The sequence below is a fragment of the Metallococcus carri genome, from assembly GCF_011440275.1.
Taxonomy (GTDB): Bacteria; Actinomycetota; Actinomycetes; order Actinomycetales; family Dermatophilaceae; genus Metallococcus; species Metallococcus carri.
This window is the reverse complement of record NZ_JAAOIV010000009.1, coordinates 166,433-187,784: the sequence shown is the minus strand read 5'-3', so window position 1 is coordinate 187,784 and position 21,352 is coordinate 166,433. Positions and strand designations below refer to the sequence as shown.

Annotated in this window: 18 protein-coding genes; 11 read left to right on the top strand and 7 right to left on the bottom strand. The window is 69.8% G+C overall.

Annotated elements, in window-relative coordinates:
- Nucleotides 1-3 precede the first annotated feature (3 nt).
- Nucleotides 4-3,420, bottom strand: coding sequence for an error-prone DNA polymerase (locus tag G9U51_RS12955; protein WP_166197349.1), 3,417 nt, complete (start codon nucleotides 3,418-3,420; stop codon nucleotides 4-6).
- Nucleotides 3,420-5,021, bottom strand: coding sequence for a DNA polymerase Y family protein (locus G9U51_RS12950; RefSeq protein ID WP_166197348.1), 1,602 nt, complete (start codon nucleotides 5,019-5,021; stop codon nucleotides 3,420-3,422). The genes G9U51_RS12955 and G9U51_RS12950 overlap by 1 nt, the downstream gene beginning before the upstream one ends.
- Before the next feature lie 144 nt (nucleotides 5,022-5,165).
- On the opposite strand from G9U51_RS12950, the gene G9U51_RS12945 reads away from it, so the two are divergent.
- On the top strand, nucleotides 5,166-7,418 hold the full coding sequence (locus G9U51_RS12945) for a PRC-barrel domain-containing protein (RefSeq protein ID WP_166197347.1): 2,253 nt from the start codon (nucleotides 5,166-5,168) through the stop codon (nucleotides 7,416-7,418).
- Nucleotides 7,419-7,485: 67 nt separating this feature from the next.
- Here the strand turns inward: G9U51_RS12945 and G9U51_RS12940 are convergent, their stop codons facing one another.
- The gene (locus G9U51_RS12940) at nucleotides 7,486-8,085 is read right to left on the bottom strand and encodes a hypothetical protein (RefSeq protein ID WP_166197346.1); all 600 of its coding nucleotides are present in this window, start codon (nucleotides 8,083-8,085) and stop codon (nucleotides 7,486-7,488) included.
- A gap of 64 nt (nucleotides 8,086-8,149) precedes the next feature.
- Here G9U51_RS12940 and G9U51_RS12935 point away from each other — a divergent pair, with 64 nt between their 5' ends.
- Entirely contained in the window at nucleotides 8,150-8,635 is a 486-nt protein-coding gene (locus G9U51_RS12935) for a phosphoribosyltransferase (protein ID WP_166197345.1), read from the top strand.
- 51 nt (nucleotides 8,636-8,686) lie between these two features.
- Here the strand turns inward: G9U51_RS12935 and G9U51_RS12930 are convergent, their stop codons facing one another.
- The gene (locus G9U51_RS12930; RefSeq protein WP_166197344.1) at nucleotides 8,687-9,211 is read right to left on the bottom strand and encodes a ferritin; all 525 of its coding nucleotides are present in this window, start codon (nucleotides 9,209-9,211) and stop codon (nucleotides 8,687-8,689) included.
- A gap of 78 nt (nucleotides 9,212-9,289) precedes the next feature.
- Here G9U51_RS12930 and G9U51_RS12925 point away from each other — a divergent pair, with 78 nt between their 5' ends.
- A complete protein-coding gene (locus G9U51_RS12925; RefSeq protein WP_166197343.1) occupies nucleotides 9,290-10,033 on the top strand; it encodes a hypothetical protein in 744 nt (247 codons plus the stop codon).
- 18 nt (nucleotides 10,034-10,051) lie between these two features.
- Here the strand turns inward: G9U51_RS12925 and G9U51_RS12920 are convergent, their stop codons facing one another.
- Entirely contained in the window at nucleotides 10,052-10,582 is a 531-nt protein-coding gene (locus tag G9U51_RS12920; RefSeq protein ID WP_207948282.1) for a DUF2231 domain-containing protein, read from the bottom strand.
- Between the two features lie 35 nt (nucleotides 10,583-10,617).
- Between G9U51_RS12920 and G9U51_RS12915 the strand changes: the two genes are divergently transcribed.
- From G9U51_RS12915 to G9U51_RS12905, 3 genes are read left to right on the top strand one after another with little or no spacing between them, the layout of a single operon-like run.
- Nucleotides 10,618-11,127, top strand: coding sequence for a sigma-70 family RNA polymerase sigma factor (locus G9U51_RS12915; protein WP_166197342.1), 510 nt, complete (start codon nucleotides 10,618-10,620; stop codon nucleotides 11,125-11,127).
- On the top strand, nucleotides 11,124-11,807 hold the full coding sequence (locus G9U51_RS12910; RefSeq protein ID WP_166197341.1) for an anti-sigma factor family protein: 684 nt from the start codon (nucleotides 11,124-11,126) through the stop codon (nucleotides 11,805-11,807). The genes G9U51_RS12915 and G9U51_RS12910 overlap by 4 nt, the downstream gene beginning before the upstream one ends.
- Before the next feature lie 60 nt (nucleotides 11,808-11,867).
- Nucleotides 11,868-12,356, top strand: coding sequence for a COG4315 family predicted lipoprotein (locus G9U51_RS12905; protein ID WP_166197340.1), 489 nt, complete (start codon nucleotides 11,868-11,870; stop codon nucleotides 12,354-12,356).
- Here the strand turns inward: G9U51_RS12905 and msrA are convergent.
- On the bottom strand, nucleotides 12,350-13,024 hold the full coding sequence (gene msrA, locus G9U51_RS12900; protein WP_166197339.1) for a peptide-methionine (S)-S-oxide reductase MsrA: 675 nt from the start codon (nucleotides 13,022-13,024) through the stop codon (nucleotides 12,350-12,352). The two genes, G9U51_RS12905 and msrA, sit on opposite strands and share 7 nt — an antisense overlap.
- Nucleotides 13,025-13,113: 89 nt before the next feature.
- Between msrA and G9U51_RS12895 the strand changes: the two genes are divergently transcribed.
- The gene (locus G9U51_RS12895; RefSeq protein WP_166197338.1) at nucleotides 13,114-14,196 is read left to right on the top strand and encodes a GNAT family N-acetyltransferase; all 1,083 of its coding nucleotides are present in this window, start codon (nucleotides 13,114-13,116) and stop codon (nucleotides 14,194-14,196) included.
- On the opposite strand, the gene G9U51_RS12890 is transcribed toward G9U51_RS12895, so the two are convergent.
- Nucleotides 14,193-15,401 carry a hypothetical protein gene (locus tag G9U51_RS12890; protein ID WP_166197337.1) on the bottom strand — a complete coding sequence of 403 codons (1,209 nt, stop codon included), beginning with the start codon at nucleotides 15,399-15,401 and terminating at the stop codon, nucleotides 14,193-14,195. The genes G9U51_RS12895 and G9U51_RS12890 overlap by 4 nt on opposite strands.
- A gap of 130 nt (nucleotides 15,402-15,531) precedes the next feature.
- On the opposite strand from G9U51_RS12890, the gene G9U51_RS12885 reads away from it, so the two are divergent.
- The 4 genes from G9U51_RS12885 (at nucleotide 15,532) to G9U51_RS12870 (ending at nucleotide 21,086) form a co-directional block, all read left to right on the top strand.
- Nucleotides 15,532-18,555, top strand: coding sequence for a glycine--tRNA ligase (locus G9U51_RS12885; RefSeq protein ID WP_166197336.1), 3,024 nt, complete (start codon nucleotides 15,532-15,534; stop codon nucleotides 18,553-18,555).
- Nucleotides 18,556-18,842: 287 nt separating this feature from the next.
- Entirely contained in the window at nucleotides 18,843-19,160 is a 318-nt protein-coding gene (locus G9U51_RS12880; protein ID WP_166197335.1) for a hypothetical protein, read from the top strand.
- A gap of 127 nt (nucleotides 19,161-19,287) precedes the next feature.
- Entirely contained in the window at nucleotides 19,288-20,259 is a 972-nt protein-coding gene (locus G9U51_RS12875; protein WP_166197334.1) for an ATP-binding cassette domain-containing protein, read from the top strand.
- Nucleotides 20,256-21,086 carry an ABC transporter permease gene (locus G9U51_RS12870; RefSeq protein ID WP_328823464.1) on the top strand — a complete coding sequence of 277 codons (831 nt, stop codon included), beginning with the start codon at nucleotides 20,256-20,258 and terminating at the stop codon, nucleotides 21,084-21,086. The genes G9U51_RS12875 and G9U51_RS12870 overlap by 4 nt, the downstream gene beginning before the upstream one ends.
- Nucleotides 21,087-21,352: the final 266 nt, after the last annotated feature.

The following is a 21,352-nucleotide window of genomic DNA, read 5'->3' as shown; positions in this document are numbered from 1 at the left end:
TCGTCAGCGGAAGTCGCGGGAGCGGGTGCGCACGTGGATCGTCATGTGTTCGAGGCGGTCGGCGAGCAGGTTGATGACGTTCTCCGGCGAGCGCTCCAGGATGCCGCGGATCACCATGGCGGGGGAGGCTCGTGCGATGCGCCGGTAACGATGCCAAACCCCTTCGCTGACAACGACATTGAGCAGACCGGTCTCGTCCTCCAGGTTGAGGAAGGTGATGCCGCCGGCGGTGGCCGGCCGCTGGCGGTGGGTCACCACGCCGGCGACCTCGATGCGACGGCCGGACTCCACCTCGCGCAGCTGGGACACCGGCAGGACGCCGCGCGCGATCAGTGCCTGCCGGTTGTAGCGCACCGGGTGATCGCCCGGGCTGATGCCGGTGGAGGCGAGGTCGTGCATGAGCGTCTCGCCGGGGGTGAGCAGCGGCAGCAGCGGCGGTTGATAGGGCACCCGGACCGGGAGCTGGCCGTCGCGGGTGCGAGCCGCTTCGGCTGAGCGCCACAGCGCATCCCGGCGCGATCCGGTGAGGCAGTCGAGCGCACCCGACAGGGACAGCGCCTCGAGCTGATCGGCGTCGAGGGTCGCCCGGCGGGCCAGATCGGCCAGGTCGGTGAACTCGCCGTCCTGGTCGCGTGCCGCCACGATGCGTTCGGCGGCCGGGACCCCGAGTGACGTGACATCGGCCAGGCCGAGCCGCACCACCCAGCCAGTGTCGCGACGATGGGCCGGGGTCGGATCGGGTGCGGCCGGGTCGAACAGCCCGATCTCCTCTTCGGGGTGGTCACGCAGACACTCGGCCAGACCGGTCGGCGAGGCGGGAGCGGCAGGGTCGGCCGGCTCGAGCCCGGCATACACCCCGGAGGCGTGCAGATCGGGGGTGCGGATCTGCACCCCGTGCCGACGCGCGTCGCCGACCAGGGTCTGCGGGGAGTAGAACCCCATCGGCTGGGCGCGCAGCAGGCCGGCGAGGAAGGCGCCGGGGTAGTGCAGCTTGAGCCACGAGCTGGCGTAGACGAGCACCGCGAAGCTCAGCGCGTGGGACTCGGCGAAACCGAAATTCGCGAACGCCTCGATGCGGTGGTAGATCTCGTCGGCGGTCTGCTGGTCCAACCCGTTGGCGGCCATCCCTTCGTAGAGCCTGGTGCGCAGGGCGTCGATGCGCTCGACACCACGCTTGGACCCCATCGCGCGCCGCAACAGGTCGGCGTCAGCGGGGGAACAGCCGCCGACCTTCATCGCCATCTGCATCAGCTGTTCCTGGAAGAGCGGGACACCGAGCGTGCGTTCGAGCACGTCTTGGACGAGCGGATGCGGATAGGTGATCGGGTCCTGACCGGTGCGGCGGCGGATGTAGGGGTGCACCGCGCCACCCTGGATCGGCCCGGGGCGGATCAGCCCGATCTCGACCGCGAGGTCGTAGAAACACCGCGGTTTGAGCCGGGGCAGGGTGCCGATCTGCGCCCGGCTCTCCACCTGGAACACCCCGATCGTGTCGGCGCGGCACAGCATGTCGTAGACACCGGGTTCGCCCTTGGGGATCGTCTCCATCCGCCAGGACTCGCCCAGATGTTCGCCGACCAGGTCGAAGGTGTGCTGGATGGCGGCGAGTATGCCGAGGCCGAGCAGGTCGAATTTGACCAGCCCCATCCACGCGCAATCGTCCTTGTCCCACTGCAGCACCGTGCGTGCCTCCATTCGGGCGGGCTCGATCGGGCAGACCTCGCTCACCGGCCGATCGGTGAGCACCATGCCGCCGGAGTGGATGCCGAGGTGGCGAGGAAAGGTGAGCACCTGACGGGCCAGGTCGATCACCGGCTCGGGGATGTCGTGGTCGGCGCTGCTCACCGAGGCGCCCCATCGTTCGACTTGTCTCGACCACGCGTCCTGCTGACCTTGACTGTGCCCCAACGCTTTTGCCATATCCCGCACGGCGTTCTTGGGTCGATAGGTCACCACATTGGCGACCTGCGCGGCGTTGCGGCGGCCGTAGGTGGCGTAGACATACTGGATGACCTCCTCCCGCCGGTCGGAGTCGAAGTCGACGTCGATATCCGGCGCCTCGTCGCGCAGCTCGGACAGGAAGCGCTCGAACGGCAGCTGGTAGAAGATCGGGTCGATCACCGTGATGCCGAGGACATAACAGACCGCCGACGCTGCCGCCGACCCCCGTCCCTGGCACAGGATGCCTTCACGGTGGGCGAAGTCGACGATGTCGCGCACGATGAGGAAGTAACCGGCGAAATCCTTGGCCTCGATGACGTCCAGCTCCTTGGCGAGCCGGGCGCGGACCGCCTCGGTGAGCGGCGAATAGCGTTGTGGCGCAGCCTTATTGACCAGATGACGCAACCAGCTCATCGGTGTGTGACCGAACGGGACGCGTTGTTTGGGCAGGCGCGGGCTCGCAGCACGCAGCCGGAAACCGCACTCGTCGGCGACCTCGACCGTGCGCTCGATGGCACCGGGAAAACGAGCGAACCGCCGAGCCATCTCGCTGCCGCTGCGCAGGTGGGCGTGATCGGTGCCGGGCAGCCAGCCGTCCACGTCGTCAAGGCTGCGGCGGGCGCGCACGGCAGCGAGGGCGGTCGCGAGCGGATAGCGCTCGGGCACCGCGTAGTGCACGGCGTTGGTCGCCACCACCGGCACACCGGCCCTGGCTGCGACCTCGGCCAGCGCGTCGTGCTGCCGGGCATCGGAGGGGTCGCCGTGATCGATGAGTTCGGCGAGCACCCGGTCGGCTCCGAAGAGATCCTTCAACTGCTCCAACTGCCGGTATGCCGAAGCCTGGTCACCTTGCCGAATCGCCTGGGGGACAAGGCCTTTGCGGCATCCGGTCAGCACGAACCAGTGACCCCCGGAATGCCGGGCGACCGTCTCCAGGTCGTGAACCGGGCGCCCCTTCTCGGCGGCTGCGTGCAGATGCCCGTCGGTGAGCGCGGTGGCGAGCCGGCGATAGCCTTCCGTGCCGCGAGCGAGCACCACCAGGTGATGGCCCTCCGGATCGGGCACGCCGTTTTGCGGAGCGGTCAATCCGAAGGAGAGCTCGGCACCGTAGAGCGTGGTGAGGTTGCCATAGCTTTCGGCGGCCTCCGCCAGCCGGACGACGCCATACAGCCCGTCGTGGTCGGTGAGGGCGAGCCCGTGCAGGCCGAGCCGCACCGCCTCGGTGACCAACTCCTCCGGCGCGCTCGCCCCGTCGAGGAAGCTGTAGTGGCTGTGAGCGTGCAATTCGGCATACGGCACGACCGGCTCGGTGGTCGTCTCGATATCGCTGGGGCGGAAGGGTGCTCGCTTGCGCGAGAACGCCGGCCCGTCGCCACCGTCGGCGGGGAGCGGAGGCCGCGGACCGGTCGACGGTCGGGTGCCGCGCGAGAGCGCCTGCTCGAGCTGGGACCAGGGGATCTCGGGGTTGTTGAAGCCCATCAGTACTGCGCCTCGATCCACCAACCGCGGTCGCCGGCGAGCACCAACCATGCGTGGTTGAGGTCGTCGACGAGCTGAAACCTGTTGACCCGCAAGGGGTTGTCCCACCAGTGCTGCCGCACCGGCCAGGGGCCGGCCCACGAGACGATCCGCCGACGGCGGCCGGTCGACGGTCGCCACCACCGCGGTATGCCGGACAGCTCACCTCGCGTGTCGACCGTCACCGTGGCGCCGTCCTCGGTGGTCACCGTGGCCGGCCGGGCGCGCCGGAAGACGGTGGCGGGAGGCGGGCCGGGGAGGGCTCCTGGCCACGGCCGGTCCAGGCCGCGCTGGTCGGGCGCCGGGAGGGCTTCGCCCCACGGCCGCAGCAGTCGACGCTCGTGGAGCATCCGGCCGCCGCCGACCGCACACACCTGGACTCCGGCATACCCGAGCTCGTGTTGCAGGGTGAGCATCGTGTGAGTGATGTGTTCGTCGGGTCGTTCGCCCCACAGCCCTTGAGCGTGATGGCTTGCGGGAGTAGGGGATTCGGCGTGCACCTCGATCATGCTGACCGTGTCGACGAGCAACTCCTGGTCGCTCTCGGCATCCAGCTGAGTGTCGGTGACGAGGTCCTCCAGCTGCCACCGAACCCGCTCGACCAGGTCGCGCGCGGTGAACGGCCAGGCGTGCCGCCAGACGCGTTCGTGCCGCACCTCAGTCGAGGTCACCACGGTGACCCGGATCTCGTGACAGACGAGCGAGGCGGAGGTGAGCCGGGCGGTGAGATCGACCGAGGCGGGGTCACAGGCGGCCAGCAGGGCCGCGGTGTCATTGGTGGGGTGGTCGAGGACGACGCGGACGGTGAGATCGTCGGGGATCGCGTGCGTGCGCAAGACGGGCGTGTCGCGCCCGGTGGCGAGTTCGTGGATGCGCAGGCCCGGTGCACCGAATCGTGCGTGGACGTCGCTGCGGGGGAGCTCGGCCAGAGCGCCGAGCGTGCGAATCCCCATGCGCCGCAACAGGTCTGACATCTCAGGGGCGTCGACTTCGGCGCAGGCGGTGCTCACCGGCAGGCAGGCAAGGAAGGTCTGGGATTCGTGCGGCGGCAACGTGATGACCGGCCGCTCGGGCGTGGTCGCCTGGGTGACCTGGGTCGCGGCGAAGAGGCCGTCGGCGACCCCGAGCCGCACATCGGGCAGGTCGAGCTCGGCGAGCTGGTCCAGCACGAGCTCGAGCACCCGATCCTCGCTGCCATAGAACCGAGCCGCCCCAGCCACGCGCATGGCCGCGATGCCCGGGCGCACCAGGTGGACATGTGGGATGACGTGCTGCAAGGCCAGCAGGATCGGGGCGAACATCCGCTCGTCCAGCTCCGGGTCGTGCGGCAGGACGGTGAGGCCCGGGCAGCGGACCTGTGCCTCGCGCAGGCGCAGCCCGACGGTCACCGATTCGGCCGCAGCCTCAGGTGAAACCGCGACGACCTTGCCCTTGGCGATCAGGGCCAGCAGCGGCGGCGTATCGCCCTGACTGCGATGCTGGGCAAGGATCGACCAATCGGGCACGCGCACCACGACGACCCGCGCTGGAGCGGGGGTTGCGGGAAGCGAGCGGGCCGGCATACCTCCATGATCGAACAGGTGTTCGAATAGAGCAAGTGCGGATCATCCTTGCGCTTCTCCCCATCGCACCCTCCGCGCGGCAATGATGGGGGTTGGGCGGCCGGCACCGAGGCCGGGCGCAACGACAAGCCTCGAGAGGACGTTATGGCGCACGACATCGAGCAGCTGCAGAATGCGAACGTCGTTGATCAGGACGGCGAGAAGATCGGGTCGATCGGCCAGATCTACGTGGACGACATCACCGGTGACCCGACCTTCGCGACGGTCAAGACCGGGCTCTTCGGCAACAAGGAGACCTTCATCCCGCTGCGGGGGTCTCAGCAGAACGGCGACGAACTGCGCGTGCCGTACACCAAGGACTACATCAAGGACGCTCCGACGATCGACTCCGATGGCCACCTCAGCGAGGAGGACCAGGACTCGATCTACCGCTACTACGACATCCCGACCGAAGGCGACGGCCGCCGTGACGACGGTCGTGACGTCGCCGGAACGGCCGGGGACCGCTCGTATGACGCGGGTGCCGCTTCGGGTGACCGGACCGCGGCGTCGGGTGATGGCGACTTCGCCGGCCAGGGCCGCGCCGACAACGCCGGCTGGGGCACCGGTGCCGCTGCTGGCGCGGGTGCTGCGGGGGTCGGTGCCGCGGGTGTGGCTGCCGCCGGGCGCGGCGGGGACCGTCACTCGGACACCGGAGCCGGGTATGGCGACGGTCGCACGGGTGAGGCCGGGTATGGCGATGGTCGCCCCGGCTCGGCTCATGGCGACGGGCTGACCGACACCACCTACAACGACGCCCGCACGGGTGACGCTGGGTATGGCGACAGCCGCACCGGTGACGCTGGCTATGGCGACAGCCGCACGGGTGACGCCGGCTATGGCGCCGGAACCACGGGCACGACCGCGGCCGGCACCGCTGGTGGTGGCTCGTTCGGACGTGACGGTGACCAGGGCTTCGGCGACCGCCGCGACGAATTCGGTGCCGGCGGCCAGGACCGTGACCGCGACGCGACGGGCGCCCACGGAGACTCCGGCAGCGGCTGGGCGACGGGCGCGGCGGCTGGTGCCGGCGCTGCTGGTGTCGGTGCGGCTGGGGCGGCGCGTGCCGGGCGCGACGAGCGCGAAGGCCTCGGCGGCGACGACCGTTCGGGCTGGAACGACTCCGGTCGCGACCGTGGCGTCGGCGGCGACTCCGCGGGCCTGGCCGGTCAGCAGTCGATGGGTGGCAATGCCGACTCCGCTGGCTATGACACGAGTGGCGCTCCGGCCGGTGCGACCGATGGCACCGGGCTGGAGTCGCAGGGCCTCGCGGGCCGGGGCACCGACCGCGGCGTCGACGCCGAAGCGGGCGGCCTGAGCGGTGACAACCGCGGTGTCGGCCAGAGCGGCACCTACGGCGACTCGCACGAGCCGACCGGCTACTCGACCGGTGCGGGTGCTGGAACTGGTGCGGGCAGCTGGGGCGACCCGGCCGGCACGACCGGCGCTGCTGGCAGCACGGGTGGCTATGGCGAGTCGACGACCTCCGGGTATGGCGACACCGCCGGCACCACGGGCGGTTATGGCGACACCGGGCGCACCGCGGGCTACGACGACACCACGGGCACCGGCGCCACCGGTGGTTATGGCGAGTCGACGACCTCCGGGTATGGCGACACGCACGGTGGTCAGGGTGGTTTCGGTGACTCGACCACGGGTCAGGCCGGCACTGCCGGGTATGGCGGCACGGCCGGAGCCGGCACCTCGAGTGGCTACGGCGACACCGCCGGAGCCGGAACCTCGGGTGGCTTCGGTGACTCGACCACCGGTCAGACCGGCACCGCTGGCACCAGTGGGTATGGCGACACGCACGGTGGTCAGGGTGGTTTCGGTGACTCGACCACGGGTCAGGCCGGCACCGCTGGCTACGGCGGCACGGCTGGTGCTGGCACCTCAGGTGGCTATGGCGACACCGCCGGAGCCGGAACCTCGGGTGGCTTCGGCGACTCGACCACCGGCCAGACCGGGACTGCCGGCTATGGCGGCACTGCGGGCGCCGGGACCTCGGGTGGTTATGGCGACACCGCTGGCACCGCCGGTACGTCCGGCACGGCGGGCGGCTTCGGCACGACCGGGACGACCGGCACCACCGGTGGCTTCGGCGACTCGAGCGTCGGCACCACCGGCACCACCGGTACCACCGGCGGCTTCGGTGACTCCACGACGAGCACCACGGGCACGACGAGCGGAGTCGGCGGCGACGCCACCGGCACGACTGGCGCGGCCGGCACGACCTCGGGCTATGGCACCGATTCGGACCGCTCCGGCCAGGGTGGCGGCTACAAGGACCAGGCCAAGGTCGTTGGTCGCCGGCTGCGTCGCTGGGTGCACGACAAGACCGCCGAGCGCGACCAGTAAGCCCCGGTAGTCGAGACCAACGATTCGCGGCTGGGCACTTCGGTGCTCAGCCGCGAATCTGTTTCGGTCATTCCGCCGGCCAGGTGAAGGTGTGGGTCGATTGCCGGTGACCACGCCGGACTGCCAAGCGGATCCGCTGGCGCTCCAAGAGGCCGTGACCTTGCGCCAACCCCTCCCAGCCCAGGGTGTGTGCCTCGATCCGCACCTGCGCGCGCGACCAGGCGCCGACGGTGACCAAGACGGCCCGGCGTGTGCGCAACCGAGCCAGCAGCCGTTGTTCGGTGCCGGGTGACAGCACCGGCGGTGGCGCGCTGAGGACGAGATCGACCGCTTCGATCAGCGTGCAGACGATGTCGACCCAGCGCTCGGCGGGCACCTGCGGCACGAGGACCAGACGCTCCAGGTCGATATCCCAGGCAGCCGCGGCTTCAACGCCGAGGTCGGGCAAACCCATTGCGGCACACCAGGATCCGTCAGCAGAGGCGCCGGCGATCAGGCCGAGCCCGACGGTCAGCGAGCCGTCGACGGCATACGTCATCCCGCTGCGCAGGCCCTGCGGGAACGCGGCACGCAACACCGGGTGGACCGGGAAGGCATGCAGGCCGGTTCCCTCGTGGTGGGCCCGCAGCAGATGCTGGAGTTCGGCCACGGAGGCGGCGGTCGTCATACCCCAGTATCGAACATATGATCGAATATGCCAACCCGACCCCATCGTGCGGCACGATGGGCGTATGGCGGAACGCGAGATCCTCACCTATCCCGACTTCGGCGTGGCGGTCAGGGAGGTGGCGCAAGCGGTCGCGGACTCGGGTTTCGAGCCGGACATCGTGCTGTCCATCGCCCGCGGTGGCCTGCCCTTCGGCGGCGCCCTCGGTTATGCCCTCGACGTCAAGAACGTCTCGGTCGTCAATGTCGAGTTCTACACCGGCGTCGACGAGCGGTTGGACGTGCCGATCATGCTGCCGCCCACCCCGGACGTCGTCGATCTGTCCGGTATGACGGTGCTCGTGTGCGACGACGTCGCCGACACCGGGCGCACCCTGAAGCTGGTGCAGGAATATGTCGCCGACCATGTCAAGGAGTCGCGCGTCGCCTGCATCTACGAGAAGTCACACAGCATCGTGAAGTGTGACTACGTGTGGAAGCGCACCGACCAGTGGATCGACTTCCCCTGGTCGAGCCTGCCGCCGGTCACCGGTGGCGGAGCAAAACCCTGAGGTATGCCGAAGCGCCCCGGCCACTGTGCCGGGGCGCTTCGCGGTGACGGCTCAGGCCGGGCCGGAGGTGTTCTCCGTGGTCGCGACCGGGCGGGTTGCCATCTCGTCGTCGAGACGGAGCAGGCCGGGGCCGTCGTTGTCGATGAGCTTGATCCGGCCGAGGATCTCATCGACGGTCGACTCCTCCTCGACCTGCTCGCTGAGGAACCAGCTGAGCAGGGGGCGCGAGTCGAGGTCGCCTTCCTTCTCGGCGGAGCGGTAGAGCTCGCGGATCGATTCGGACACCTTCTGCTCGTGTGCCAGCGCAGCCTCGAAGACCGCCTGCACCGAGCCGCCCTTCACCTTCGGCGCGGCGATCGAGCCGATCGCGGCGTGGTTGCCGCGGTCACTCAGGTGATCGATGAACTTGTTGGCGTGCACGATCTCTTCGTCGGCCTGGTGCCGCAACCAGGCCGCCATACCGGGCAGGTCCATGTCGTCGACCTCGATGGCGAGCTGCCGGTAGGTGAGCGAGGCCTCGAACTCCAGGGTGATCTGCGCGTTGAACGCCTTCTCCAGGGATGCACTCATCTTCATGGGCACAGCCTACGAAAACCGCTGGCGGGCAGGCAGCCCCGCAAGGGCGGGATCACTGCGCGCTCCTATGATTCGGCGATGGATTGGCTTGCACGCTGGTGGTCGGTGGAGGTCGTGCACGGGGTGAAGGGACCGTTGCTGCTGAGCTTCGTGGCTTTCGTCGTCACCTTCCTCACCACGCGCACGATCACCCGGTTGATCAGGGCCGGCAAAGGCCCCTTCCACAACCTGAGCAATGGTGGCGTCCACCTGCACCACTCCACACCCGGGGTGATTCTCCTGGTCGCTGGAGGCTTCAGTTCCGTTGGGGCACAAGGGCGTTCGCCGCTCAACTACATCGGGGCGGCCCTCGTGGGCATCGGCGCCTCACTCGTGCTCGACGAGTTCGCGATGATCTTCCACCTGCAGGACGTCTACTGGTCGCAGGAGGGTCAGCTATCGGTCAATGTGGTGACCCTGGCAGCGGCGTGCGTCGGGCTCGGGGTCGTGGGTGTCTCACCCGAGAGTGCGACGGGCCTGAGCGACCAGGCGACCGCGGTGCGCGGTGGCGTGGCCGCCGGCTTGGGCGTGCACCTCGTGCTCGTCGTCGTCACCGCGCTCAAGGGCAAATACCCGATGGCCCTGCTCGCGATCTTCCTCGTGCCGCTGTCAGTAGTCGGCGCGGTGCGGATGGCGCGGCCGACTTCGATCTGGGCCAGGCGTTTCTACGACGTTCACCGCACGGCCGCAGCGGCGCGCCGGGCCCAGCATGAGGATCGGCGGTGGGGCCCGGTGCGGCAGCGCTGGGACGATCTGATTGGTGGGGCACCGAGCGCGTCGTGACTCGGCAGCGAGCGACCGTCAACCGATTCCGCTCCAGGTCGCTCGCGCCCCGGCGTCGCCGACACGGATGACCATGACGACGACGCCGACGGCCAGCGCCAGGGCCGCCATACGCAGCGTTATGGACACTGCCCGATGCATGGTGGGGCGGTCGGCCAGGGGGTCGAACCGAAACCACACCCACAGCGCGATGGCGACCACGCTCAGACCGAGCGCCCACGGCAGCAGCTGCTCACCGAGTTGCTCGTGCCGGGCCAGCAGCGGGTTGCGCGCGGTGCCACCGACCTTCGCGGCGAGCGATTCACCGGCGGCGGTCGTCGGCGGGATGAACGCCGTCGCCACGACGGCGAGCACCGGGGTCACCATGCCGAGCCGCGCTCGCGCGGCCGGCCAGGTGGCGTGCAGCACCACGGCGAGCGCGGCCAGCGGCACCAGCACCACGACCGCGTGCACGAGCATGGGGTGTGCGGGCAGACCGCCCACGGTGTATGACGTGTTCACCACCACGACACGATCTGGGGGCGCAACGAGTTCGATCGAACCGTTCACCGCTCCGCCTCGTGTCAATCCTTGGAGGTGAGGTGATGGCCAGCGATCCGGCGGTGCTGGACCGGTTGCACCGGGAGCACGCGACGGCGTTGTGGAACTACGTCGTGCGGCTGACCGGCGACCGCGTCGCAGCCCAGGACGTCGTGCAGGAGACGATGCTGCGTGCCTGGCGCCAGGGGATCACCGACGACGACCACCAGCGAGCGACCTCGGCGCGCGCCTGGCTGTTCACCGTCGCGCGGCACCTGGTCATCGACGAAGCACGCTCGGCGCGGCATCGCCGGGAGTTCCCCACCGACGAACTGCCCGAAGGTCGTATCGGTGATCAGGTGGACGCGGTCTTCGACGCCGCGCTCGTCAGCGATGCACTGGGCACCTTGCCGATGATCCACCGGGAGGTCGTCGTGCGCGCCTATTACGGACGGGCGACCGCAGCGGAGATCGCCGAGGACCTCGGCCTGCCGGTCGGCACGGTGAAATCCCGGCTGCATTACGGACTGCGCGCGCTGCGGCTGGCGCTTCAGGAACGAGGGGTGACCCGGTGAACGAGCACGACGACCTCGCCCAGTGGGACGCGGCCTATGTCCTGGGTGCCCTCTCCAGCGCGGAGCGGGCGGCCTTCGAGCGGCATCTGCCCGGGTGCGAGGTGTGCACCCGCGCGGTGGCCGATCTCGCCGCGATGCCGGGGCTGCTCGGCCGGCTGGACGCGGCGTCGGCATACGAACTCCTCGGCGGGACCCACGAGGAGCCGCCGGCAGATCTCGGCCAACGGTTGCAAGCGGCAGCCCGCGACGAACTGCGAGCGCGGCGACGCCGGCATACGGCGTCGTGGGGGATCGGTGCGGTGGCAGCGGCAGCCGCGATCCTCGCTGCGGTGGTGATCCCCGGGCAGGTGGGTGAGCGAGCGCCGGCAGCGCCGGCGGTGGCGATGAGCCAGGTCGTGCCCGGTCCCCTGGATGCGAGCGTGCGGCTCACGGCCAAGCCGTGGGGGACCGAAGTGCGGATGGACTGCCGGTATGCCACCGGCTCGGGTGCCCCCGTCACCTATGGGCTGTATGTCGTGGACGCAGCGGGCAACGCCAGTCAGATCTCCACCTGGTCGGCGCTGCCCGGCAAGCCGGCGTCATTGACCGCGGCAACTGCCTTGCCGCGCAACGGGATTCAGCAAGTTCAGGTGCGGACCATGAGCGGTGCGGTGATCCTGCGAGCCGAGCCGGGCACGTGAACCTTTGACTGCTCCGCGTCGTGTCCCTGGTGACAGATTCACCGATGAGAGGACGACGCGATGCGTGCGATGAAGGCGACGGCGGCTGGGGTGCTGATGATGGGGGCGCTCGCCGCCTGCGGCGGCAATGATGCCGGGAGTGCGGCTACGACGACGGGCACCGCATCCGGTGGCGCCGCCACCTTGTGCACGAGCTCGACGGCACTCGGCACGGTGGTCGTCGACGGTTCCGGGCGCACGGTCTATGTCTTCGACAAGGACGCCAACGGCACGACGACGAGCGCCTGCACCGGCGCGTGCGTGTCACTGTGGCCGGCGGTGACGACCAGCGGGCAGCCCACCGTCTCCGGTGTATCCGGCACGGTCGGCACCATCAAGACCGCGGACGGCAAGCAGCAGGTCACCCTCAACGGCCGGCCGCTCTACTACTACGCCAAGGACACCTCGGCCGGCGCCACGGCCGGCCAGGGGGTCAAGGGCGTGTGGTGGGTGCTGAACGCCGCCGGCGCCAAGGTCACCGCGACGCCGTCGGCGAGTGGCGCCTACTGAGGCGGCAGGATGTCCGCCTGGGCCGGCAGCTGGTCCTGGCGGACCAAACCGACCGGGCAGGTCATCCCGTTCGGGCCGTGATTGCAGTAGCCGCCTGGATTTTTGTGGAGGTACTGCTGGTGGTAGTCCTCGGCGTAGTAGAACGGGCCGGCATCCTGCGCTGAGCGGATCTCGGTCGAGATGTCGCCAAAACCGTTGTCGTGCAACACCTTCTGGAAGGCGTCGCGCGTGGCGAGCGCGGCCTGCTCCTGCTCGGGAGTGGTCCAGAAGATCGCCGAGCGGTATTGCGTGCCGACGTCATTGCCCTGCCGGTTGGCGGTGGTGGAGTCGTGGTTCTCCCAGAACGCCTTGAGCAACTGTTCCGCGTCGGTCTGGGTGGGGTCGTAGACCACCTGGACGGTCTCGGTGTGCCCGGTGCGGCCGGTGCAGGTCTCCTCGTAGGTCGGGTTGGGCGTGTAGCCGCCCATGTAACCCGCCGCGGTCGAGATGACACCGGGCAGCCGCCAGAAGATCCGCTCGGTGCCCCAGAAGCAACCCATCGCGACATACAGCACCTGGGAGCCCTCCGGCCACGGACCCTGCAGCGAGGAGTCGAGCACCTCGTGCCGATCCGGTATGCCGGGCAGCGGGGCCGAGCGACCGGGCAGCGCCTCGTCGCGGGAAACCATGGTGGTGGGACGTCCGAAACCGAAGACCATGTCAGGCACAACGCGTGAACGGACCCGGATCATTCCACCGCCGGGAGATTGAGCCCGGGGTGAGCGCGCGCCCCCTCGAAATGGGGTCGCGGCGGCGCGGCGCGCTCGCCCAGGATGGCGGTATGCCGTGGACCGTCACCCCGATCGACGCCCTCGACCCCGCCCAGCACGAGCTGTTCCAGCAGTGGGTCGAGGTGAGCGAACGCAGCAGCCGCGCCTTGTGGGGCGAGGAGCACACCGCCTTCTCCGCCGACGAACTGCGTGGCCGCCGACGGGGCGCGACCCACCGCTATGTCGATGTGGCCGTGGTCGACGCCGGTCGCGTCGTCGGTATGGCCTCGCTCGCCCTGCCCGCGCTCGACAATCCGCACTTCGCCATGCTCATGCTGCACGTCGACCCCGGCCACCGCCGGCGGGGCATCGGCACGGCCCTGCTCGACCACCTGCTCGAGGTCGCGCGGGCCGATGGCCGCGTGGTGGTCGAGGCCGATACCGAATGGGTGGAGGGCCGCGAGGACGAGTCCGGGCTGGGTTTCCCCGCGCCGCGCGGCTTCGCGCCCAGCCAGACGCTGATCCGCAGCGCCATGCACCTTCCCGCGAATCCGACTGTCCTGCAACGGTATGCCGTCGGCGCAGGTGTCGAGGATGCTGCCGCCTTCCGCATCGAGCGGGCCGTCGGTATGCCGCCCGACGCGTGGCTGGCGGGGTTGGCCCACTTGGAGCAACGGATGAGCACCGACGCTCCGCAGGGCGAGCGGGAGGTCGCCGAGGAGGCGTGGACGCCCGAGCGGATGGCGGAGAACCTGCAGTGGGCGCTGGACGCCGGCCGCAGCATCGTGCTGGCGGCGGCGTTCGAGGGCGAGGCGATGGTCGGCTTCAGCAAGGTCGAGGTGCCAGCTCAGACGCCGAGCCTGGCCTACCAGGGCGACACGATCGTCCTCGCCGAAGCGCGCGGCCACCGACTCGGCATACGGCTGAAGTCGGCGGTCGCCCTCGAACTCATGGCGACCTTCCCGCAGGTGACCAGAGTGCGCACCTGGAACGCCGACGACAACCGGCACATGCTCGCGGTCAACCGCGAACTCGGCTACCGGACCGAGGGTGCGCTGCGCGCCTGGCAGCGCACCCTCGCGACGGGTTAGCCACCCATCAGCGGCACCTGGTCCACCTCGACGACCAGGCCGTCGTTGATGGTGAGCAGGAACTGGTTAGAACCGCCGATGGAGCTCACCGCCGAGCCCGGCGAGTACGGCGAGCCGGTGAAATAGTTCGCCGGAAGCTTCGACAGCAGCGGCGTGATCGCAGCGCGCGCCGCCCACGGCGGCGCCGACGCCTCCTTGACCTTGCCCTGGTCGGTCACCAGGATCCGCCAGCTGAAGACGTCATTCCACGGCAGGTTGAAGGTCCGCTTCGCCTGCGCGGTGGGAGCCGAGACCACGAGCCGGTCGTCCGTGGCAGCCGTCCCGACGACCAGCCACTGACCGTCGGGCAGCGAGGTCGCAGACGTGTCCAGCCACTTCGGCGGAGTCTTGTCGAGATTGTCGAACGGCAGGATGTACCCCGCGCGGGTGATGTTGTCGCTGACCTTGACCAGCGTGCTGCCCTGGCCGGTCCAGCGGCGGATCGTCGGATTGCGGGTCTGCTCGGCGAAGGCCGCATCAGATTTCGGCGACCACATCGACTTGGTCTGCAGCACACCGTCGTTGAAGGTCATCGACAGTTCCGTCCCGGCGCCGCCGAGCTCGGTCATGCCACGGCCGGAGGGAGCGAGCGTCCCGTCGGGCTGAGCGGTGATCACGCTCCAGCCCTTGGCGTCGCGACCGTAGGCGAGAGCCTGGCCGGTGCCGTCGCCGGTGAACGCGCCGGTGAGCACGAAGGTCGCGTGATCCGACTTCTGCAGCAGGGCGCCGGTGATCTTGACCGGCTCCTTCGCGCCGGGAACGACCCCGGGATAGGTGCTGCTGCCGGTCTTGGTCCAGCCCGACCCCTCGTTGCTCCAGAACTCCACGGTGTTGCTGCCCTTGAGCGTCGCGGCCTCGCGGCGAGAGCCGACGGCGACAACCATCGGGTCGGCATACCCCGAGAGCGCGGCGAGCGAGCGGCCGTCGGACGACGACGGCGCGCCGGTCGAGCTGGTTGCGCTCGCCGAACCGCTTGAGCCACCTGAGTCACTCGTGCCGGTCGCGCTCGGCGCGCTGGGCGCGCTGGGCGCGCTCGAACCGGTCGACGACGTGCCCGGAGCGGTGGAGCCGGTCGGATCGCCCGTGGTGGAGGCGTCCTGGCAGGCGGTGAGTGGCAGGACGAGCGCGGTGGCGAGCAGCAGCCCCGCGGTAGTGCGTGTGCGCATGATGTTCCCCTTGTGTGATTCCCCTTGCGTCCCCGAGCGGGACTCCTTTCTGACGCTACGGCACGCCATGTGGTTCGCGCATCAACCGCTCGATTTTCTGCCGGTGTCGACCCGTCGGTAGCCTGACCCGGTGCTGACCGTTCAAGAGGCCCTGTTGACGCTCCAGCGATTCTGGACCGAGCGAGGTTGCCTGGTCGTGCAGCCCATCAACACCGAGGCCGGAGCGGGCACGATGAACCCCGCGACCGTCATGCGCGTGCTCGGTCCCGAGCCGTGGCGGGTGGCGTATGTCGAACCCTCCGTGCGTCCCGACGACAGCCGGTATGGCGAAAACCCCAACCGGCTGCAGACGCACACGCAGTTCCAGGTGATCCTCAAGCCGGACCCGGGCAATCCGCAGGAGCTCTACCTCGAATCCCTGGCGGCGCTCGGCATCGACCTGGACGCGCACGATGTGCGCTTCGTCGAGGACAACTGGCAGCAGCCGGCGATCGGCGCCTGGGGTCTGGGCTGGGAGGTCTGGCTGGACGGCATGGAGGTCACCCAGTTCACCTACTTCCAGCAGGTCGTCGGGCAGAACCTGCAGCCGGTGTCGGTCGAGCTGACCTACGGCATCGAGCGGATCATGATGGCGCTGCAAGGCGTCTCGCACTTCAAGGACATGGAGTACGCGCCGGGCATCAGCTACGGCGAGGTCTTCGCCCAGAACGAGTTCGAGATGTCCCGCTACTACCTCGACGAAGCGGACGTGCCGACCAACCGCGACCTGTTCGAGCAATACACCACCGAGGCGCAGCGGATGATCGAGGCGCGTCTGCCGGTGCCGGCCTGGACCTACGTGCTGAAGTCCTCGCACGCCTTCAATGTGCTCGATTCCCGCGGCGCGGTCTCCACCACCGAGCGCGCCCGGTCGTTCTCACTGATGCGCCGCCTGGCTCGTGAGGCGGGCGCACTGTGGACCGAGCGCCGTCAGGAGCTCGGCTTCCCGCTGCTCAAGGGTGAAGGCCCCGAGATGATCACCGGGCAGGCGGTCATGCCACCGTCGGAAGGCGAAGCGGTCGAGCCGCACGCGACCTCCGACGAGCCGCAGCTGTTCGCCCTCGAGATCGGCTGCGAGGAGTTGCCCCCGCACGTCATCGGTCAGGCGATCGAGCAGGTCCGCGCCGCGATCACCGCCGGCCTCGCCGACTCCCGCCTGACGTATGGCGAGGTGTCGGTTTTCGGGACCCCGCGCCGGATCGTCGCCACCGTCGCCGAGGTGTCCGCCCACGAACCCGACGGCGAGGTGCTGCGCAAGGGGCCCAAGGTGGCGGCGGCATACGACGCCGACGGCAACCCAACCAAGGCGGCGCAGGGCTTCGCGCGCGGGCAGCAGACCGCGGTCGAGGATCTCGTGCGCGCGGAATTCGACGGGGCCGAGCATGTCGCGGTGCGCATCGCGCAGCCGGGCCGGTCGGTGCTGGAGGTGCTCGGCGCGATCGTGCAGGACACCGTCACAGCGCTGCGCGCCGACAAGAACATGCGCTGGAGCGATCCCGAGCTGGCCTACAGCCGTCCGATCCGCTGGCTCGTGGCGCTGTGGGGCAGCGACCTGGTGCCGGCTCGGGTCTCCGAGCTGGGCACGGGGCACACGACCTATGTGCAGCGCACCGACCCGCACGCTCTGGTCACCGTGACGTCGGCGACTGACCTGCTGAAAGTGTTGCGGGACAAGGGAATCGAGATCGACCCGACCGTGCGACGGGAGTCGGTCGTCCGGCAGGCGCAGGAGCTCGCGGCGAGCGTCGGGGGCACGGTCGACGTGGAGGCCGAGTCCGGCTTGGTCGACGAGATCACCGGCCTGGTCGAGCAGCCGCACGGCATCCTCGGCTCCTTCGAGGAGCGCTATCTGCAGTTGCCGCAACAGATCCTGACCACGGTGATGCGCAAGCACCAGCGCTATCTGCCGGTGCGATCGGCGGACGGTGCGCTCATGCCGCATTTCGTCACGATGGCCAACGGCGACTGCGACGACGCGGTCGTGCGCGCCGGCAACGAGTCGGTGCTGCGGGCGCGCTACGAGGACGCGGCGTTCTTCTACGACGCCGACCTGCAGCGCCCGCTCACCGAGCTGCGCGCCGGCATCGACACGCTTACCTTCGAAGAACGGCTCGGCTCGATGGGGGACCGCGCCACCCGGATCAAGGATGTTGCCCGGGCGCTCGCGAACCAGGTCGACCTCGGCAGCGCTGACCGCGAAACCCTCATTCGCGCAGGCGAACTCGCGAAATTCGACCTGTCCTCGCAGATGGTCGTCGAGCTCTCCTCGCTCGCCGGCGTGATGGCCAAGGAGTATGCCGCCCGCGCGGGCGAGCCGGCCGAGGTCGCCGACGCGCTGTGGGAGATGGAGTTGCCGCGCTCCGCCGGTGACGACCTGCCGCAGTCGACGCCCGGTGCGTTGCTGGCGCTCGCCGACCGGTTCGACCTGCTCGCCTCGATGTTCGCCATCGGCGCCAAGCCGACCGGGTCGTCCGACCCGTTCGCGCTGCGTCGTGCGGCGCTGGGCGTGGCCAGCATCTTGCGGTCGCAGGAGTCGGTGGCGGGTGTGACGGTGCCGGCTGGGCTGGCCGCCGCCGGGGACCGCCTGCGAGCTCAGGGCGTCGACGTCTCCGACGAATCGCTCAGTGCCGCAGCCGAATTCGTCGCATCGCGGTTCGCGCAGCAGTTGCGCGACGAGGGTGTCTCGGCCGACCTGGTGTCGGCGGTGGCTCCGCTCGCGGCTTCGCCCGGCACCGCCCAGCGGGCGCTCGGCGACATCGACCGGCTGCGTGGTGACGCCGACTTCCCGGCGCTGATCCAGGCCGTGCAGCGGATCGTGCGGATCGTGCCCGAGGGGACCGACTCGGCATACGACCGGGGACGGCTCACCGAGGACGCCGAGGTGCGGCTCGCCGACGCGGTGGACGCGCTGCCCGACCACTCACGCGACGGCCTGCCCGAGTGGGCCGCCGATGCGCGCGGGCTGGTCGAGCCGCTCAACACCTTCTTCGACCAGGTGCTGGTGATGGCCGAGGATCCGCAGGTGCGCGCCGCCCGGCTCGGGCTGCTGCAGACCGTCGTCGACCGCGCCCCGAAGGGTGTCGACTGGAAGGCCCTGGACTCCGCCCTCGCCTGATGGGCGGGACTCCTCAGCGCTCCGATCCGCCTCGCAGGCTCGGCAGATCGTTCGCTTGATCGTCGTCCCGCCGGTGGGCCTCGATTGGCGGGACTCCTCAGCGCTCCGATCCGCCTCGCAGGCTCGGCAGATCGTTCGCTTGATCGTCGTCCCGCCGGTGGGCCTTGATTGGCGGGACTCCTCAGCGCTCCGATCCGCCTCGCAGGCTCGGCAGATCGTTCGCTTGATCGTCGTCCCGCCGGTGTGGTGCCGATGAATTGGCGCGGAGCGGGGCTATCTTCGCGGCCATGACCGGCCTGATCGTGGCGGCGCTGATGGCGGCGGCCGCCGGCTATCTGTGGTTCACCGCGGCGCGGGACCGACGCGAGTGGGTGTCGCACGCCTCGCAGGTGCGCCTCGTGCGCGAATGGGAGCGCCAGCAACGCACCGCGCCCTATGACCGGCAGGCTCCGGCCCGACCACCGGTCACCTCACCGTATGCCGCACCCGCCGAGGCAGCGCCGCCCGCCCTGCCCCCGGCTCCCGGCCTGACCCGGGCCCTCTGGGGCGCGATCCTGCTGTCGGTCGCGCTGCTCGTCCTCGCGGCCGAAATCGCCGCCCGCTGACCTCAGGGGCGTCGCGCCGCATCCCCCACCTGTTCGAACTCCCGGTGACCGCAGCGCCGAGGGGTGACCTGCCCTCTCCTGGCGCGCCGAACTGGGGTATGTCGGCGGGCAGTGGCAGGCTGACGCCATGTCACCGCAGCCCGCCGTCATCGCCGATGGCCTGGTCAAGCACTACAAGACGGTCAAGGCCATCGACGGGGTCTCGCTGGAGGTGCCCGAGGGCACCGTTCTCGGCGTGCTGGGACCCAACGGCGCGGGCAAGACCACCACGGTCCGGGTGCTCACCACGTTGATCCGCCCCGACGCCGGGCACGCCTTCGTCGCGGGCGCCGACGTCATCAAGCAACCGCAGGAGGTGCGCCGGCGCATCGGCGTGTCAGGGCAGTACGCCGCGGTCGACGAATATCTCACTGGCTACGAAAACCTGGAAATGGTCGGCCGGCTCTACCACCTGCCGCGCCGGGAGGCCAAGGCACGAGCTCGCGAGCTGCTGCGCCAGTTCCGGCTCGAGGACGCCGCCGACCGGCCGGCCAAGGGCTACTCCGGCGGCATGCGCCGGCGACTCGACCTGGCCGGCGCGCTGGTTGCGCGACCACCGGTGATCTTCCTCGACGAACCGACCACCGGCCTTGACCCGCGCAGCCGCGGCGACATGTGGGAGGTCATCGCCGATCTGGTCTCGGGCGGCACATCGGTGCTGCTCACCACGCAATACCTGGAGGAGGCCGACCGGCTCGCGGACGACATCGTGGTCGTCGACCACGGCACGGTCATCGCCCACGGCACGGCCGACCAGTTGAAGGACGAGGTCGGCGGTGAGCGGCTCGAGGTCACCGTCGCCGACGGTGCCCGGTTGGACGACGCCCGTCGGTTGTTGGAGCGGGTCGGTCACGGTGATGCCGACATCACCGAGCACACCCGGCGGGTGAGTGTGGCCGTCCGCGCGGGCACGCGCTCGCTGATCGAGGGCGTTCGCCTGCTCGACGAAGCGGGGGTGGAGGTCAAGGACATCGGCATACGACGTCCGACGCTGGACGACGCCTTCCTCGCGCTCACCGGGCACCGAGCCGAGGACGACGAGCAGGAGGCCGCGTCGTGAGCACCTTCTTCGCCGACGGTATGACGATCGCGCGCCGCAACCTGATCAAGATCAAGCGGGTGCCCGACCTGCTGATCTTCGCGACACTGCAGCCGATCATGTTCGTGCTGCTCTTCGGTTTCGTCTTCGGCAGCCTGGCCGGTGACGGGGACGCGGCCGGCTATCGCGAATTCATGATGGCCGGCATCTTCGCCCAGACCATCATCTTCGGTGCCACCATCACCGGCGCCGGCATGGCCGAGGACATGCAAAAGGGCGTGATCGACCGGTTCCGGACGCTGCCGATGCACCCGGGGGCGGTGCTCTTCGGACGCACGCTGGCCGATGTCGCCAACAACCTGCTCGTGCTCGTCGTCATGTCACTGACCGGCCTGGCCGTGGGCTGGCGCCTGCGTGACGGGGCGGTGAATGCCTTGATCGCCTACGGGCTGATGCTGCTGTTCGCCTATGCCTTCAGCTGGGTGATGGCGTTCATCGGGCTCAAGGTGCGCGCGCCGGAGATCGTCAACAATGCCGCGTTCATGGTGATCTTCCCGGCGACCTTCATCGCCGACACCTTCGTGCCCGGGCGCAGCCTGCCCGGCGTGCTGAAGACGATCTCGGGCTGGAACCCGGTCTCCTCGATCACGCTCGTCGCGCGCGAGCATTTCGGCAATCTCTTCGCGCTGCAGCCGCCGGGCACCAGCCGTGGCCAGCTCGAGGCCGCGACCAAGTACACCTGGGCGCTGCAGCACGCCGAGCTCTACACGCTGATCTGGATCGTGGTGATGCTGGCGGTCTTCGTGCCGCTGTCGATCCGGGCGTACTCGCGAGCGGTCGGCAAGTAGGCCCCGGCATACGGCTCGGTATGCCGACGGCCAGTGGGCGGGAGCGGACGCTGGCGGAGGGTTGCCCGGGGTCCGTGGCTCGGTGCAGCAGAGGTGCGCTGGGGCGCGGACGCTGGCCGGGGTGTTGCTCGGGGTCCGTGGCTCGGTGCAGCAGAGGTGCGCTGGGGCGCGGACGCTGACGCGGGTGCTCGCTACCGTCCGTGGGTGGCGGTGCAATCGGGGCGCAGCAAGCGGCGATAGGCGCCCGCTGGGGCGGCGATAAGTGC